Here is a 13,813-nt window from a genome sequence, read left to right as displayed (position 1 = left end):
TATCAATTCAATTCGAGTGCATATGAGACAGCTGCGAGCGCATAAAGCGGCGCCGTCTCCGAACGCAAGATGCGTGGTCCGAACGCACAAGGCGTGGCCCCACGGACCGTCCACTCGTTCACTTCACTTTCGTCAAAGCCACCTTCTGGCCCGACGATGAGCAGTAGTTTCGCCCCAGGTTGAAGTGCTTGCAATACGGTCGCAAACGCTGCTTGCTCCCCTTGCTTCGCTTCTTCCTCATAGGCGATGACGACGGCATCGAATCCATCGATCCGGTCCGCCAGTTCTCGAGGTGTGATATGTTGACACATCGGAACGACGGCGCGGTAAGACTGCTCGGCTGCTTCCTGCATGATTTTTTGGAGCCGTTCGACTTTTTTCGGTGCTTTTTTGGCGTCCCATTTGGCGACCGAGCGCTTCGACTCGAACACCCAAAAGTGATGCATACCGAGCTCGGTCCCTTTTTGAGCGACGAGTTCGACTTTATCACCTTTCGGGAGCGCATAAGCGAGCGTCACGTCGACGGGAAGTTCGGTCGTCGCTTGACGGCGTTCGAGCACACGGGCCGTGCCCGTCTTCTTCTCGAGCGTCACGACCTCGGCCTCATACTCGAGACCGGTACCGTCTAAGAGCACCATGCGATAACCGGGCGTCTCCCGGAGCACTGTCCCGATATGGTGGACGACGTCGGCCGGTAACGTGGCCGTGTCATTGACAAATGAGTCACGCGGTAAAAAGTAACGTTGCATGGCTTAGTCCTTCTTCGCGATAATGGCGACCCAGTCTTCCATGACACGTGTCTCTTCAATCGCGAATCCGGACGCCTTGAGCGCTTCCGTCACTTCGGCGCGCTTCTGCCCGATGATGCCCGATGTGATGAAATAACCACCTGGCTTGACGCGTGCGTAAGCGTCATCGATGAACAGCATGATGACGTCGGCCAAAATATTGGCGACGACGAGGTCATATTCGCCCGTCATTCCTTTCAACAAGTCACCCGTTTTCACGTCGACGACATCTTCCGCCTTGTTCGTCTCGACATTCTGACGCGCCGATTCGACGGCAACCGCATCCAAATCGAGCGCCTCGACGCGTTGTGCGCCGAGCTTCGCCGCGGCGATGGCGAGCACACCCGACCCCGTTCCGACGTCAATCAACCGGTCACCTGGCTCGATATAGTTCTCGATTGCTTGGATGCAGAGCATCGTCGTCGGATGCGTGCCCGTCCCGAACGCCATACCCGGGTCGAGCAAGATGACATTCTCTTCCGGTTGTGGTTCGTAATCTTCCCACAGCGGGACGATCGTAAGGTGTTGTGAGATTTTGACCGGCTTGTAATATTGTTTCCACGAGTGGGCCCAATCCTCTTCGTCCATCTCGACGACCGTCACTTCACCGGTGCCGATGTCGAGCATATGACGCAACCCGTCCACTTCTTTTTTGAACGCGGCGAGCGTGTCTTGAAAATCGCCAGACGCCGGGACGTACGCTTTCACGTAGACGCCGGACGTCGGATACGATTCACGGCCCGACACGTCCCAAATTTCTCCGAAATGGTCTTCGGCCATCATCTGGTCGTAATCTTCGACGTCCTCGATGACGACCCCTTGTGCCCCCACTTCATGTAATAAGTTCGATACGGCTTCGACTGCCTGCTGTGTCGTGTGGACACAAATTTCAGACCATTTCATTGTTTGAACACGCTCCTTTTACTGGCTAAAAAACTTCTTCATTTTTTGGAACAGGCCGTGCTGTTCTTCGACGCCTGCTTCCCCGCTAATCTCTTCGAACTCACGAAGCAGTTCTTTTTGACGGTCGGTCATGTTCGTCGGTGTCATGACGACGATATTGACGTACTGGTCGCCGTTGCCGCCGCCGCGGACGCTCGGCATCCCTTTGCCGCGCAAGCGGAATTTCGACCCGGTCTGCGTGCCGGCTGGTACTTTTAGGCTCACCTTGCCCTGGACGGTTGGCACTTCTAGCTCGGCACCGAGTGCTGCTTGTGCGTATGTGACCGGCATCTCCATCGTGATGTGTTGGTCGACCCGTTCAAAGATCTCGTGGGCCCGGACGCGGACGACGATATATAGGTCACCGGCTGGTCCGCCGTTATAACCTGGGCCGCCTTTACCGGAGAGACGGATTTGTTGGCCGTTGTCAATCCCGGCTGGAATCTTGACTTCGACTTGCTTCTGTTTCTTGACGTGGCCAGAACCATGGCACGTTTCACATTTTTCTTTGATCGTCTTCCCGCTGCCGTGACATTGGCTACACGTCCGCTGGTTGACCATCCGTCCGAGAATCGTGTTCTGTTCAACCGTCTCGACACCGCTACCGCCACAACGGCCGCACGTCTCCGGTTTCGTTCCCGGTTTGGCGCCGCTGCCCATGCACGTGTCACATTCCACTTCGATCTCGAGGTCGATTGTTTCCGTCTTACCGGTCACACTCTCCATGAAATCGAGATCGACGACGTATTGATAATCTTCGCCGCGACGCGGAGCGTTCGGGTCTTGACGACGTCCGCCGCCACCGAAGAACATGTCAAAGATATCCCCGAAGCCGCCTTGGAAGTCGCCACCGCCACCGAACTGACTGGCCCCTTCGAAACCGAAGCGGTCATACTGGGCCCGTTTCTGCTCGTCTGACAGTACTTCATACGCTTCGCCGAGCTCTTTAAATTTATCGGCCGCATCCGGCTCTTGGTTGATGTCTGGGTGATATTGTCGTGCGAGCTTGCGATACGCCCGCTTGATGTCTTGCGCCGAGGCCGATTTGTCTAGGCCAAGCACTTCATAATAATCTCGTTTCGCCACGTTACTCTCTCCTCTACACTGTCTAAACTAAGATTCTACCGAATCTACCTTAACATGGAAAGAGCCAAAGCAGAAACCTGCTTTGGCGCTCTCCTATCTATCGGTTGCCTTATTTACGATCGTCGAGGTCTTCAAACTCAGCGTCGACGACGTTATCGTCTTTCGCTTCCGTTTGTGTCTCGGCACCTTCAGCACCTTGCTCTTCAGCCATGTTCGCATATACTTTTTGCGTCAATTCTTGAACGACGTTTGACAATTCGTCTTTCGCCGTCCGGATTGCTTCGAGGTCTGTGCCTTCGAGTCCTGACTTGGCTTTTTCTTTCGCCGCTTCAGCGCGCTCTTTGTCCGCCGCATCGACTTTATCGCCGAGGTCTTTGATTGCTTTATCTGTCGCGAAGACGAGTTGGTCCGTCTCGTTGCGGAGCTCGGCTTCTTCTTTACGTTGTTTGTCCGCTTCCGCGTTCGCTTCCGCTTCTTTTACCATGCGGTCGATTTCAGCCTCATCGATACCTGAAGACGATTGGATCGTGATCGACTGCTCTTTGTTCGTACCGAGGTCTTTCGCCGATACGTGAACGATTCCGTTCGCATCGATGTCGAACTTGACTTCGATTTGCGGCACACCGCGTGGTGCCGGTGGGATGTCCGTCAATTGGAAGCGGCCGAGCGTCTTGTTGTCCGGCGCCATTGGACGTTCCCCTTGGAGGACGTGGATATCTACGGCCGGCTGGTTGTCAGCTGCCGTCGAGAAGACTTGTGATTTCGATGTCGGGATCGTCGTGTTACGGTCGATCAACTTCGTCATCACGCCACCCATCGTCTCGATACCGAGTGAGAGCGGGGTCACGTCGAGGAGGACGACGTCTTTGACGTCACCAGCGAGGACGCCACCTTGGATCGCTGCACCGAGGGCAACAACTTCATCCGGGTTGACACCTTTGAACGGCTCTTTTTTCGTGAAGTCGTGAATCGCTTTTTGGACAGCTGGGATACGTGTCGAACCACCGACAAGGATGATCTTGTCAAGGTCAGATGGTGTAAGACCAGAGTCTTTCAACGCGCGACGTGTCGGTTCCATCGTGCGTTCGACGAGATCGGCTGTCAATTCATCGAATTTTGCACGCGTGAGTGTCGTTTCAAGGTGAAGCGGACCAGCAGCTCCGGCCGTGATGAACGGAAGGCTGATGTGTGCGCTTGTCACGCCTGAGAGATCTTTCTTCGCTTTTTCAGCTGCATCTTTTAAACGTTGGAGCGCCATCTTGTCTTGTGCGAGGTCGATGCCGTTCTCTTTTTTGAATTCAGATACGAGGTAGTCGATCACTTTTTGGTCAAAGTCGTCTCCGCCGAGACGGTTGTCCCCTGCCGTCGCGACAACTTCGAAGACGCCGTCGCCAAGTTCGAGGATTGATACGTCGAACGTACCGCCACCAAGGTCATAGATCAAGATCGTGTGGTCTTCACCTTTGTCGAGACCGTAAGCGAGTGCCGCCGCTGTCGGCTCGTTGATGATTCGCTTGACGTCGAGACCAGCGATTTTCCCTGCGTCTTTCGTCGCTTGACGCTCCGCATCGTTGAAGTAGGCAGGAACAGTGATGACCGCTTCTGTTACTGACTCACCGAGGTAGTCTTCCGCATCTTTTTTCAATTTCTGCAAAATGATCGCCGAGATTTCTTGCGGCGTGAACTTCTTGCCGTCGACTTCAACTGTATGGGCCGTACCCATGTGACGCTTGATTGATTGGATCGTGTTCGGGTTCGTGATCGCCTGACGTTTTGCGACTTCACCGACTTGACGCTCTTCCCCTTTGAAAGCGACGACAGATGGTGTCGTACGGTTCCCTTCCGCGTTCGAGATGACGACCGCTTCGCCACCTTCCATCACTGCCACACATGAGTTCGTTGTTCCTAAGTCAATTCCGATAATTTTACCCATTGTCTATTCCTCCATCTAATTAAGTAATGTTATTCTGAGACTTTTACCATGCTCGGACGAATGACGCGCCCGTGCATTGTGTACCCTTTTTGAAGCTCCATCGTGACGATGCCCGATTCGAACTCATCGCTCGGCTCTTGCATGACCGCTTGATGATAGTTCGGGTCAAACGGCTGTCCGACCGCTTCGATCGCTTCGACGTTCTCACCGTTCAAGACGTCGAGCAACTGGCGGTGAATCATGTCGACGCCGGCTTGAATCTGCTTGGCGTCGTCCGAATTCGCTTCGACTTGGAGCGCACGCTCAAAGTTGTCGATGAGCGGGATCAATTTCTCGACGACCGTCTGTGAAGCGAATTTCACGCGTTTTGCGTTCTCTTCGTTCGTCCGGCGTCGGAAGTTGTCAAAATCCGCACGAATACGGAGTTCGCTCGCTTTGAGCGCATCGATCTCTTTTTGTAAATCCGTCCCCTCAGAAGTTTCTTCCACAAACTCAACATTTGAAACCTCTTCAGCTTCTACCGTCTCTGTCTGTTTCGGATCAAAATCTTTTTCTTCGAGCACTTCTTCTGGCTCTGGCCCATTTTGTTTGTCAGTTGTCATAATGAGGCTCCTTTCCATCACTCTTCTAATTTCGTTCGCCTGAGCGCCTCAATGATTTGTCCCATCATCTGAACCCCGTGTCGATAATCCATCCGGGTCGGTCCGATCATCGCGATCGTGCCGAACGTCTGACCGTCGAGCGTATAGTCAGACGTGATGACGCTACAATTTTGAAGCGCGACGATGCCATTCTCGCTTCCAATGCTCACATAAATCTCGCGGTTTGGCAACGATTCGAGCCAGTCGGTCAACCGCTCCTGCTCATCGATCCATTCAAGGAACGGACGCAGCGTATCGAGCGTCTGAAACTCAGGTTGGTTGAAGATGTTCTTCTTCCCGCCTAGATAAAGCGAAGCAGGATGTTGGACCCCGACGGTCGATTGAATGAGTTGCATCATGAACTCGAATTGTTCCTGATGCGCGAGTCGAAGCTTGGACACTTCTTCTCCGATCCGGAACTTCAGCTGACCGAGTGGAGTTCCTTTCAGACGATCATTCAAGAACCGAATCGTCTGTTCGACCAGGTCCGGCGCCATCGGAGAATCGAATATGACCGTCCGATGTTCGACGTGGCCTTGGTCGGTCACGATCAAGACGACGCCGCGCCGTTCGTCGAGCGGCATCAAATCGATTCGGGCCAGCCGATTCATCTGGCTGTTTGGACCGAGTGCCACTGTCGTATAATTGGTCAGGTCAGAGAGTAGGTCGGCTGCTTGACGGATGAGCACTTCCGACTCTTGGGCCGAGGCACGCAGGCGCTCGCCGAGGCGATACGTCTCCCGCTCGTCGATGATTTTCGTTTCGACGAGATGGTCGACATAATACCGATAGCCGATTTCGGACGGGATGCGTCCGGCCGACGTATGCGGCTTCTCAATCAGACCCAAATCTTCTAAATCGGCCATATCGTTCCGGATCGTCGCCGAACTGAATGACAAGTCATCCCGCTTCGATAATGTCCGTGAACCGACGGGTTGGGCCGTTTGAATATAATCATCAATGATGGCTCGTAAAATGAGCAATTGTCTCTCTGTCAGCACAACGTCACTCCTCTCTGAAGGATTGGCCTCGCTTTATTAGCACTCATATTTACTGAGTGCTAATCACACTTCAAATATTATCACGTTCTCCATATTTGTCAATTCATTCGTCTCATTTTTTCCCGTCCTTTGGAGCCTTCGAGTATGCATGTCTCTTCAAGTTTCGGTATGATACGAATTGAGGTGATTTGATGTTTACAACACAACAATTTAACGTATTCGCACAAGACGGACTCGATGCCCGGATGGCAGGGATCCGCTCTGAGATTCAACCGCTATTCCATCGAATCTATGACGAGGTCGGCCCTCAACTTGAGGCCGATGTCGGAGTCCCGCTCTACTTGCATGTCGCCAAACATGCCCGTCGCACGGTCAATCCACCGAAAGACACGTGGATGGCCATCTGCCATGATAAGCGTGGCTATAAGAAACATCCCCATTTCCAAGTCGGCCTGTTTGATGACCGCGTCTTCGTCTGGCTCGCCTTCATCTATGAGATGCCGAACAAAGAAGCAATCGGCAAACGACTCATGACGATCGACTTCAAATCAGAGTTCCCCGACTTCCATGTCGCCGGGGACCATATGAAAAAAGACGCGTTCCTCATCGAGGACACGTCGAACGAATCAATCGAGACGATCACGGACCGATTCGCGACCGTGAAGAAAGCGGACTTCTTGATTGGCCGTCAACTTCCGGCCGATGCGTCGATCCTCCAAAACGAAGCCGCGTTCCTGGCGCTCGTCGAGGACACGTTCAGCCGGCTGATGCCGATTTACCGCGATCTTGTCTTATGACCAACACAAGGGCGAACCCAATCCGGGTTCGCCCTTGTTTTTTATGACATCGATGCCTGTTCAGGTGAGTCGCTCACTCGTGCCTCGCCGATGAAAGCGGCAAACGCCTCGTTGGCGAGCGGGAGCCCCGACTCGGTCAAGCGGACGTGTGTCTCCGTCGTCTCGATCAACCGTTTCGCCTCGAGCTCCGACAAGACGTGCCCGAACACCGAACGCATTGACACACCATACTTCGACTCGAACGTCGCAAACGACACGCCTTGACGCATCCGGAGTCCAAGGAACAACTCTTCTTCCATCTTCTCGAACGTCTCGAGCGTCGTCGTATTGCGAACCGGTAACCCTTCCGCCTTGATATAGTGCGGAATCGGGGCGATGTTCGCCCGGCGTTCCCCGTTCAAATAACTGTGCGCCCCGGCACCGAAACCATAGTACTCTTCGTTGCGCCAGTACACTTGGTTGTGACGGCTCTCGCGCCCTTCGAGACTATAGTTCGAAATCTCGTACTGCTTCAAACCGCGACGTTCGAGCGTCTCCATCACTTTCAAATACATGGCGACCTCAATGTCCTCGCCCGGGAGGCGCAACTTTCCTTTTCGTTCTTGAATCGCGAACACGGTGTGCGGCTCGAGAATCAATGAATAGGAAGACACGTGTTGAATCGGAAGCTTGAACGCCAAGTCGAGGTCGCGCTCGATTTGTTCGAGCGTCTGTTCCGGCAAGCCGAACATCAAGTCGATCGAGATGTTGTCGAATCGCTTCGCAGCCTCCGTCACGGTCGCGAACACGTCATCAGCCCGGTGTGTCCGGCCGATGCGCTCGAGTCCGCCGTCATCGAACGTCTGAACGCCGAAACTGACGCGGTTGACGCCGCCTTGTTTCATCGTATCGAGTTTTTCCGCGCTGACGAAGTTCGGGTTCGCCTCGACCGAGTATTCGAGATTCGGTGACGCGAGCGGGAGCAGGTGACGTTCGACCATGTCCATGAGACGTTTCATCTGCGCCTCGTTGAGCGCGGTCGGTGTCCCACCGCCGATAAAGATCGTCTCGATCGTATCGGTCGGGTATTGTTCGAGCGAGAGTTTGATCTCTCGTTCAAGAGCATCTAAATAGTCATCAACCGGTTGGTTCTTTAAGAACACCTTGTTGAAATCGCAGTAATAACAAATATGTTCACAAAATGGAATGTGAAGATATACGGCTTTAGCCATGGCGGCCACCCCTTTCTTCTCTTCCATTTATAACGTTTTTTACGCCGTCACGCCACTCTGCACGTTCAATCGAACCGATGAATGAACAGACCACTTTTCAATTTCGGTTCAAACCACGTCGATTTAGGTGGCATTTGCCCAGTCTCATCGGCGACGCGCATCAGCTCCTCCATCGCCGTGGCGTGGCACGTCAACACGACGACGTCATCACGTTCAGCCAAGTCGGCGAGACGTTTCGGTGCGTCCTTGCCGCCGATGAAATCGATTCGGTGATCGGTGCGAACGTCCGTGACGTGAAAATACGGTTCGAGCACATCCCGTTGCAGCGTCGCGACGTCGAGCGCCGTCGTCGTCTGCCGTTTTTTGAGCATGAAATGCTCGCCCCGGTAAGACAAACCGAACGTGCCCCGCTCGTTCGGGACATACAAGGCAGGGACCGACTCGAGGTCATACGATAAATCCAGACTTTCGAGCAACACCATCACTTCTTCTGTGTCCACTTGATTCAAGATCCGATGATACGGCAAAATCGTCAGCTCATCGCTCGGGAACAAGACGCCGAGGAAGTGGTCCCGCTCTTGTTTCGATTCCCCTTCATGAATCGGGCTCCGGGCGACGACGGCTGCGGCTTTGGCCCGGTGATGCCCATCGGCGATATAGATGGCCGGAATGCTGGCCCCGAGCATGATGACGCGTGCTTGATGCTTGGATGGCACGGCATAGCCTTCATGGACGACACCTTCACTGTCCGTGAAGGCGAACAACGCGTCTCCTGTCGTCGCGTCGTCCAAGATGCGACGCAACCCTTCGTCCGGCGCGTGGCTCATCAAAATCGGGCCTGTGTGCGCTTTCGTCGCCGAGACGTGCTCGACGCGTTCGCGTTCTTTCGCGGCACGGGTGTGCTCATGAATCTTGATGCGACCGGACTCATAATCGGTCACCGAGAATGTGGCGACGAGCCCTGTCTGGACACGCCCTTGATCGGTGAGCCGGTAAACATAAAATCCGTGGGTCCGCTCGGTCAACTCGCTCTCGTAAAGCCGTTCGAGCTCATGACGGGCTCGTCGTCCCCATGTCTCGAGCGGCATGTCCGCCGTGAATAGTTCCGGCTTATCGACCGCAAGGAACGAATCGGGACGCCGTTCGACGTCCTCACGTGCCTGTTCGACGCTGACGATATCGTACGGGTCGGCGGCGACGTTCTCGGGATGGGTTGGCATATAGGGGGCAAACGGTTTGAATACGACCATGGTCATTCCTCCTTAAAATTCGCGGACGCGCATGACGCCCTCGATGTCATATAGGGCGTGCACAGATAACGCCTCATGTTTATGGTTATCGATGTCGATCAACGTATAGGCCACGTCGTTGCGGCTCCGGTTGACCATGTTATCGATATTGATGCCGTTCTCGGCGAGCCGGCTCGCGATTTGACCGACCATATTCGGGACGTTCAAATGGAGCACCGCCAAACGCCGCTTCCCGACATATGGGAGTTCCGCGTTCGGGAAATTGGCCGAGTTACGAATGTTACCGGTCTCTAAGTACAGTTTGAGCGTATCGACGGCTTGGATCGCACAGTTCACCTCAGACTCGTGCGTCGATGCCCCGAGATGCGGGAAGGCGACGACTTGCGGATGTCCGAGCAGCACTTGTTTCGGAAAATCGGTGATGTATGTGGCGACGTTCTCATCGAGCGCCTCGAGTAAATCAGAATCGTTCACGAGCTCACCGCGGGCAAAATTCAAGACGGTGGCGCCCGGTTTCATCTGTTTGAACCACGTCGCGTCAATCATATGACGCGTGTCATCCGTGAGCGGCATATGAATCGACAGGATATCGACGTCGGCGAGCAATTCGCTCAACTGCTTGGCTCGCTTCACTTGTTGCGAGATGTTCCAGGCCGCGTCGACCGACAAGTGCGGGTCATAGCCGATGACGTCGATGCCGAGGTGAAGCAAATCGTTGGCGAGCGATGCACCGATCGCACCGAGACCGATAATCCCGACTCGTTTACCTCTCAGCTCAGAACCGACGAAGCGCCGTTTCTCATCTTCCATCGCTTGTTCGAGCGACGCCTGATCGGCGAACGCATGTCCGTTGACCCAGTTCGCCCCTTCTAAAATCGGTCGGACCGATAGTAGCATGCTGGCGAGCACGAGTTCCTTGACGGCGTTGGCATTCGCACCCGGTGTATGGAAGACGACGACCCCTTGCCGGGCCAGTCGTTCGAGCGGGATATTGTTCACGCCGGCGCCGGCCCGAGCGATGGCGAGCAAGTACGGCGGGATGTCCGCGTCGTGGACATCGTGACTCCGAATGACCCAGGCATCGGCTTGCTCCGCGTCATTGACGGCATACTCGCTCGGTTCGAAGCGTCTTAGCCCGTCCTTGGCGATTTGATTATACGTTTTTATATGAAACATCTTGTCCCTCCTGTTCAAACTCATGCATCACATCGATGAGACGTGTCACGCCTTCGAGCGGCATGGCGTTGTATAGACTCGCTCGCAGGCCGCCGACCGACCGATGACCCCCGAGTTCGATCAACCCGCGCGTCTCGGCGAACTGCCGGAACGCTTCATCCGTCGCGTCATCTCCGGTCGTGAACGGGATGTTCGTCAACGACCGATTCTTGCCGGACACGAGGGCGTAAAACAATGGTGACGTATCCAATGCGTCATACAACAGCTTGCTCTTCTTTTCGTTACGACGTTCCATCTCCTCGACGCCGCCTTCGGTCTCGACCCAGGCGAGGACCCGCTCAGCGACATACAGACTGAACGTCGACGGGGTATTGAGGAGCGTATCGACGTGCTTGCTGTAGGCAAGATACGACGGCAAATCGCGTTCGGTGATTAAATCGCGACGGATGATCACGAGCGTCAATCCGGCCGGTCCGATATTTTTTTGCGCACCGGCGTATAACAAACCATAGCGCTGCACATCGATCGCTTCCGCCAAGATGTTCGATGAGACGTCGGCGACGAGCGGGACGTCCGTGTCTGGGAGCTTCGTATAGCGCGTCCCTTCAATCGTATTGTTCAACGTCACATGAAGATAATCGACGTCCTGTATATGTTCCGGCCAATCCGGGATTGTGCCATAGTTCGATGCGGCTGAACTGCCCGCGACGATGACGTCACCGAAGTGTTTCGCATCAGCAATCGCCTTCTTCGACCAAATCCCGCTGTCGAGATAGGCGAAACGACCCGTTTCGCGAAGATTCATCGGCACCATCGAAAATTGAAGCGTCGCTCCCCCTTGAAGGAACAGGACGGCGTAGTCGTCAGGAATGTGCATCAACCGCCGCAGTCTCGTCTCGAGCTGCTCGACGATCGTCCCGAACGTATCCGAGCGGTGGCTCATCTCGACGATGGACACCCCTTGTTTATAAGACAGAAACTCGGCTTGCACTTCACGTAAGACAGGTTCCGGCAATACGCCCGGCCCTGCTGAAAAATTATAGACCACCGCCACTCCTCCTCTTTTTATCTGTAAGTACGTACTATTCCGTACCCGACGTGCCGAATCCTGCCAAATGACAAAAATCGCCCTTATCCGGAGATAAGGGCGAATGATTATTCTTCGTCCATCGACAAGACGGACATGAACGCTTCTTGTGGCACTTCGACGGAACCAACCATCTTCATGCGCTTTTTACCTTCTTTTTGTTTCTCGAGCAATTTACGTTTCCGCGAGATGTCACCGCCGTAACATTTAGCGAGGACGTTCTTACGGAGCGCCTTGATCGTCGAGCGGGCCACGATCTTCGTTCCGACCGCTGCTTGAATCGGCACTTCGAACTGCATCCGTGGGATGAGCGCCTTCAATTTCTCGACGATGACCTTGCCTCGTTCGTAGGCGAAATCGCGGTGAACGATGAAGCTGAGCGCATCGACGAGTTCGTTGTTGAGGAGGATATCCATCTTGACGAGGCGTGACGGGCGATACCCAATCAAATCGTAATCGAGCGAGGCGTATCCTTTCGTGCTCGACTTCAACTGATCGAAGAAATCGTAGACGATTTCACTGAGCGGGATGTCGTACGTGATTTTGACGCGTGTCGTATCGATATACTGCATATCGATGAAACTGCCGCGCTTCTTCTGACAAAGCTCCATGATGGCCCCGACATAGTCGTTCGGTGTCATGATGGCCGCTTTGACATAAGGCTCTTCAATCGACTCGACTTTTTGTTGTTCCGGCATTTTCGACGGGTTATCGACATGGATGACGTCACCCGCCGTCGTCGTGACGTGATAGATTACCGACGGTGCCGTCGTGATCAAGTCGATCCCGAACTCACGCTCGATTCGCTCTTGAATGATTTCCATGTGGAGCATGCCGAGGAATCCGCTGCGGAAGCCAAAGCCGAGTGCTTGTGACGTCTCCGGTTCGAATTCGAGTGCCGCATCCGACAATTGGAGCCGCTCGAGCGCTTCGCGCAAATCGTTATATTTGGCGGCATCGATTGGATACAGGCCACAATACACCATCGGGTTCATCTTCCGGTAACCCGGTAGCTGTTCCGTCGATGGGTTTTTAGCGAGCGTGATCGTATCACCGACACGAACGTCGCCGACCGTCTTGATGGACGCCGATAGCGTACCAACATCTCCGACGTTCAACTCCTTGACCGAGACCGGTTTCGGCGTCGAGACGCCGAGATCCGTCACGTCGAACGATTTACCGGTCGACATCATTTGGACCTTGTCCCCGACCTTGACCGAACCGTTGACGATTCGAATCGAGGCGACGACGCCACGGTAGGCGTCATAGTACGAATCGAAGATGAGCGCCTGGAGCGGTGCCGACGGATCACCCGTCGGCGGCGGAACGAGTTCGACAACTTGTTCGAGAATCTCTTCAATCCCGATTCCCGCCTTGGCAGAAGCCGGCACAGCGTCACTCGCATCGAGTCCAATCACGTCTTCGATCTCTTGACGGACGCGTTCGACGTCAGCCGATGGCAAATCGATTTTGTTGATGACCGGGATGATCTCGAGGTCGTTATCGAGGGCGAGATAGACGTTCGCGAGCGTCTGGGCTTCGATCCCTTGCGCGGCATCGACGACAAGGACAGCCCCTTCACAGGCTGCGAGCGAGCGCGAGACTTCATATGTGAAGTCGACGTGTCCCGGTGTATCGATTAAGTGAAGGATGTACTCTTCACCATCTTTTGCGGTATAGTTCAATTTAACGGCGTTCAACTTGATCGTGATCCCACGTTCCCGTTCGAGATCCATCGCGTCAAGCGTCTGTTCTTTCATTTCACGCGCTGTGAGCGCACCAGTTCTCTCGAGAATCCGGTCAGCAAGCGTCGACTTCCCATGGTCGATGTGGGCGATGATGGAAAAGTTTCGTATTCTCTTCTGACGATTCTCTAATTCTTGTTTATTCATATATGGGTT

At 54.3% G+C, this 13,813-nt stretch carries 12 protein-coding genes; 1 reads left to right on the top strand and 11 read right to left on the bottom strand.

Translation table 11 applies throughout. From position 1 onward, the window contains the following. Positions 1–2: 2 nt before the first annotated feature. The 6 genes from NMQ00_RS06105 to hrcA all read right to left on the bottom strand — a co-directional run bounded on the left by NMQ00_RS06105 (position 3) and on the right by hrcA (position 6,391). The gene (locus NMQ00_RS06105; RefSeq protein WP_255178362.1) at positions 3–749 is read right to left on the bottom strand and encodes a 16S rRNA (uracil(1498)-N(3))-methyltransferase; all 747 of its coding nucleotides are present in this window, start codon (positions 747–749) and stop codon (positions 3–5) included. Positions 750–752: 3 nt separating this feature from the next. Further along, positions 753–1,691 carry a 50S ribosomal protein L11 methyltransferase gene (gene prmA / locus NMQ00_RS06100; protein WP_255178361.1) on the bottom strand — a complete coding sequence of 313 codons (939 nt, stop codon included), beginning with the start codon at positions 1,689–1,691 and terminating at the stop codon, positions 753–755. A gap of 18 nt (positions 1,692–1,709) precedes the next feature. After that, positions 1,710–2,816 (bottom strand): molecular chaperone DnaJ, encoded by a 1,107-nt coding sequence (gene dnaJ, locus NMQ00_RS06095; RefSeq protein WP_255178360.1) that lies wholly within the window; start codon positions 2,814–2,816, stop codon positions 1,710–1,712. A gap of 109 nt (positions 2,817–2,925) precedes the next feature. Continuing rightward, entirely contained in the window at positions 2,926–4,749 is a 1,824-nt protein-coding gene (dnaK, locus tag NMQ00_RS06090) for a molecular chaperone DnaK (RefSeq protein WP_255178359.1), read from the bottom strand. 29 nt (positions 4,750–4,778) lie between these two features. Further along, positions 4,779–5,351, bottom strand: coding sequence for a nucleotide exchange factor GrpE (gene grpE, locus NMQ00_RS06085; RefSeq protein WP_034778140.1), 573 nt, complete (start codon positions 5,349–5,351; stop codon positions 4,779–4,781). Positions 5,352–5,368: 17 nt separating this feature from the next. Next, entirely contained in the window at positions 5,369–6,391 is a 1,023-nt protein-coding gene (gene hrcA / locus NMQ00_RS06080; RefSeq protein ID WP_255178358.1) for a heat-inducible transcriptional repressor HrcA, read from the bottom strand. Between the two features lie 191 nt (positions 6,392–6,582). On the opposite strand from hrcA, the gene NMQ00_RS06075 reads away from it, so the two are divergent. Next, on the top strand, positions 6,583–7,188 hold the full coding sequence (locus tag NMQ00_RS06075) for a DUF1054 domain-containing protein (protein ID WP_255178357.1): 606 nt from the start codon (positions 6,583–6,585) through the stop codon (positions 7,186–7,188). A 41-nt stretch (positions 7,189–7,229) separates the two neighbouring features. Here the strand turns inward: NMQ00_RS06075 and hemW are convergent, their stop codons facing one another. The 5 genes from hemW to lepA all read right to left on the bottom strand — a co-directional run bounded on the left by hemW (position 7,230) and on the right by lepA (position 13,804). Continuing rightward, entirely contained in the window at positions 7,230–8,399 is a 1,170-nt protein-coding gene (hemW, locus tag NMQ00_RS06070; protein ID WP_255178356.1) for a radical SAM family heme chaperone HemW, read from the bottom strand. A 65-nt stretch (positions 8,400–8,464) separates the two neighbouring features. After that, positions 8,465–9,649, bottom strand: coding sequence for a DUF1015 domain-containing protein (locus NMQ00_RS06065; protein ID WP_255178355.1), 1,185 nt, complete (start codon positions 9,647–9,649; stop codon positions 8,465–8,467). A gap of 12 nt (positions 9,650–9,661) precedes the next feature. After that, the gene (locus tag NMQ00_RS06060; RefSeq protein WP_255178354.1) at positions 9,662–10,825 is read right to left on the bottom strand and encodes a phosphoglycerate dehydrogenase; all 1,164 of its coding nucleotides are present in this window, start codon (positions 10,823–10,825) and stop codon (positions 9,662–9,664) included. Continuing rightward, on the bottom strand, positions 10,803–11,879 hold the full coding sequence (gene serC, locus NMQ00_RS06055) for a 3-phosphoserine/phosphohydroxythreonine transaminase (protein ID WP_255178353.1): 1,077 nt from the start codon (positions 11,877–11,879) through the stop codon (positions 10,803–10,805). Before serC ends, NMQ00_RS06060 begins: the two co-directional genes overlap by 23 nt. Positions 11,880–11,980: 101 nt before the next feature. Then, positions 11,981–13,804: a translation elongation factor 4 gene (lepA, locus tag NMQ00_RS06050; protein ID WP_034778150.1), complete on the bottom strand. Its 1,824-nt coding sequence runs from the start codon at positions 13,802–13,804 to the stop codon at positions 11,981–11,983. Positions 13,805–13,813: the final 9 nt, after the last annotated feature.

Source organism: Exiguobacterium aurantiacum, from assembly GCF_024362205.1.
Classification (GTDB): Bacteria; Bacillota; Bacilli; order Exiguobacteriales; family Exiguobacteriaceae; genus Exiguobacterium; species Exiguobacterium aurantiacum_B.
The sequence above is the reverse complement of the archived record's forward strand: the minus strand, read 5'-3'. Positions and strand labels throughout refer to the sequence as shown.

Bases quoted from the DNA above. Each gene is read 5' to 3' on its own strand.
- NMQ00_RS06105 (WP_255178362.1), bottom strand. From the start codon at position 749: ATGCAACGTTACTTTTTACCGCGTGACTCATTTGTCAATGACACGGCC.
- prmA (WP_255178361.1), bottom strand. From the start codon at position 1,691: ATGAAATGGTCTGAAATTTGTGTCCACACGACACAGCAGGCAGTCGAA.
- dnaK (WP_255178359.1), bottom strand. From the start codon at position 4,749: ATGGGTAAAATTATCGGAATTGACTTAGGAACAACGAACTCATGTGTG.
- grpE (WP_034778140.1), bottom strand. From the start codon at position 5,351: ATGACAACTGACAAACAAAATGGGCCAGAGCCAGAAGAAGTGCTCGAA.
- NMQ00_RS06075 (WP_255178357.1), top strand. From the start codon at position 6,583: ATGTTTACAACACAACAATTTAACGTATTCGCACAAGACGGACTCGAT.
- hemW (WP_255178356.1), bottom strand. From the start codon at position 8,399: ATGGCTAAAGCCGTATATCTTCACATTCCATTTTGTGAACATATTTGT.
- NMQ00_RS06065 (WP_255178355.1), bottom strand. From the start codon at position 9,649: ATGGTCGTATTCAAACCGTTTGCCCCCTATATGCCAACCCATCCCGAG.
- NMQ00_RS06060 (WP_255178354.1), bottom strand. From the start codon at position 10,825: ATGTTTCATATAAAAACGTATAATCAAATCGCCAAGGACGGGCTAAGA.
- lepA (WP_034778150.1), bottom strand. From the start codon at position 13,804: ATGAATAAACAAGAATTAGAGAATCGTCAGAAGAGAATACGAAACTTT.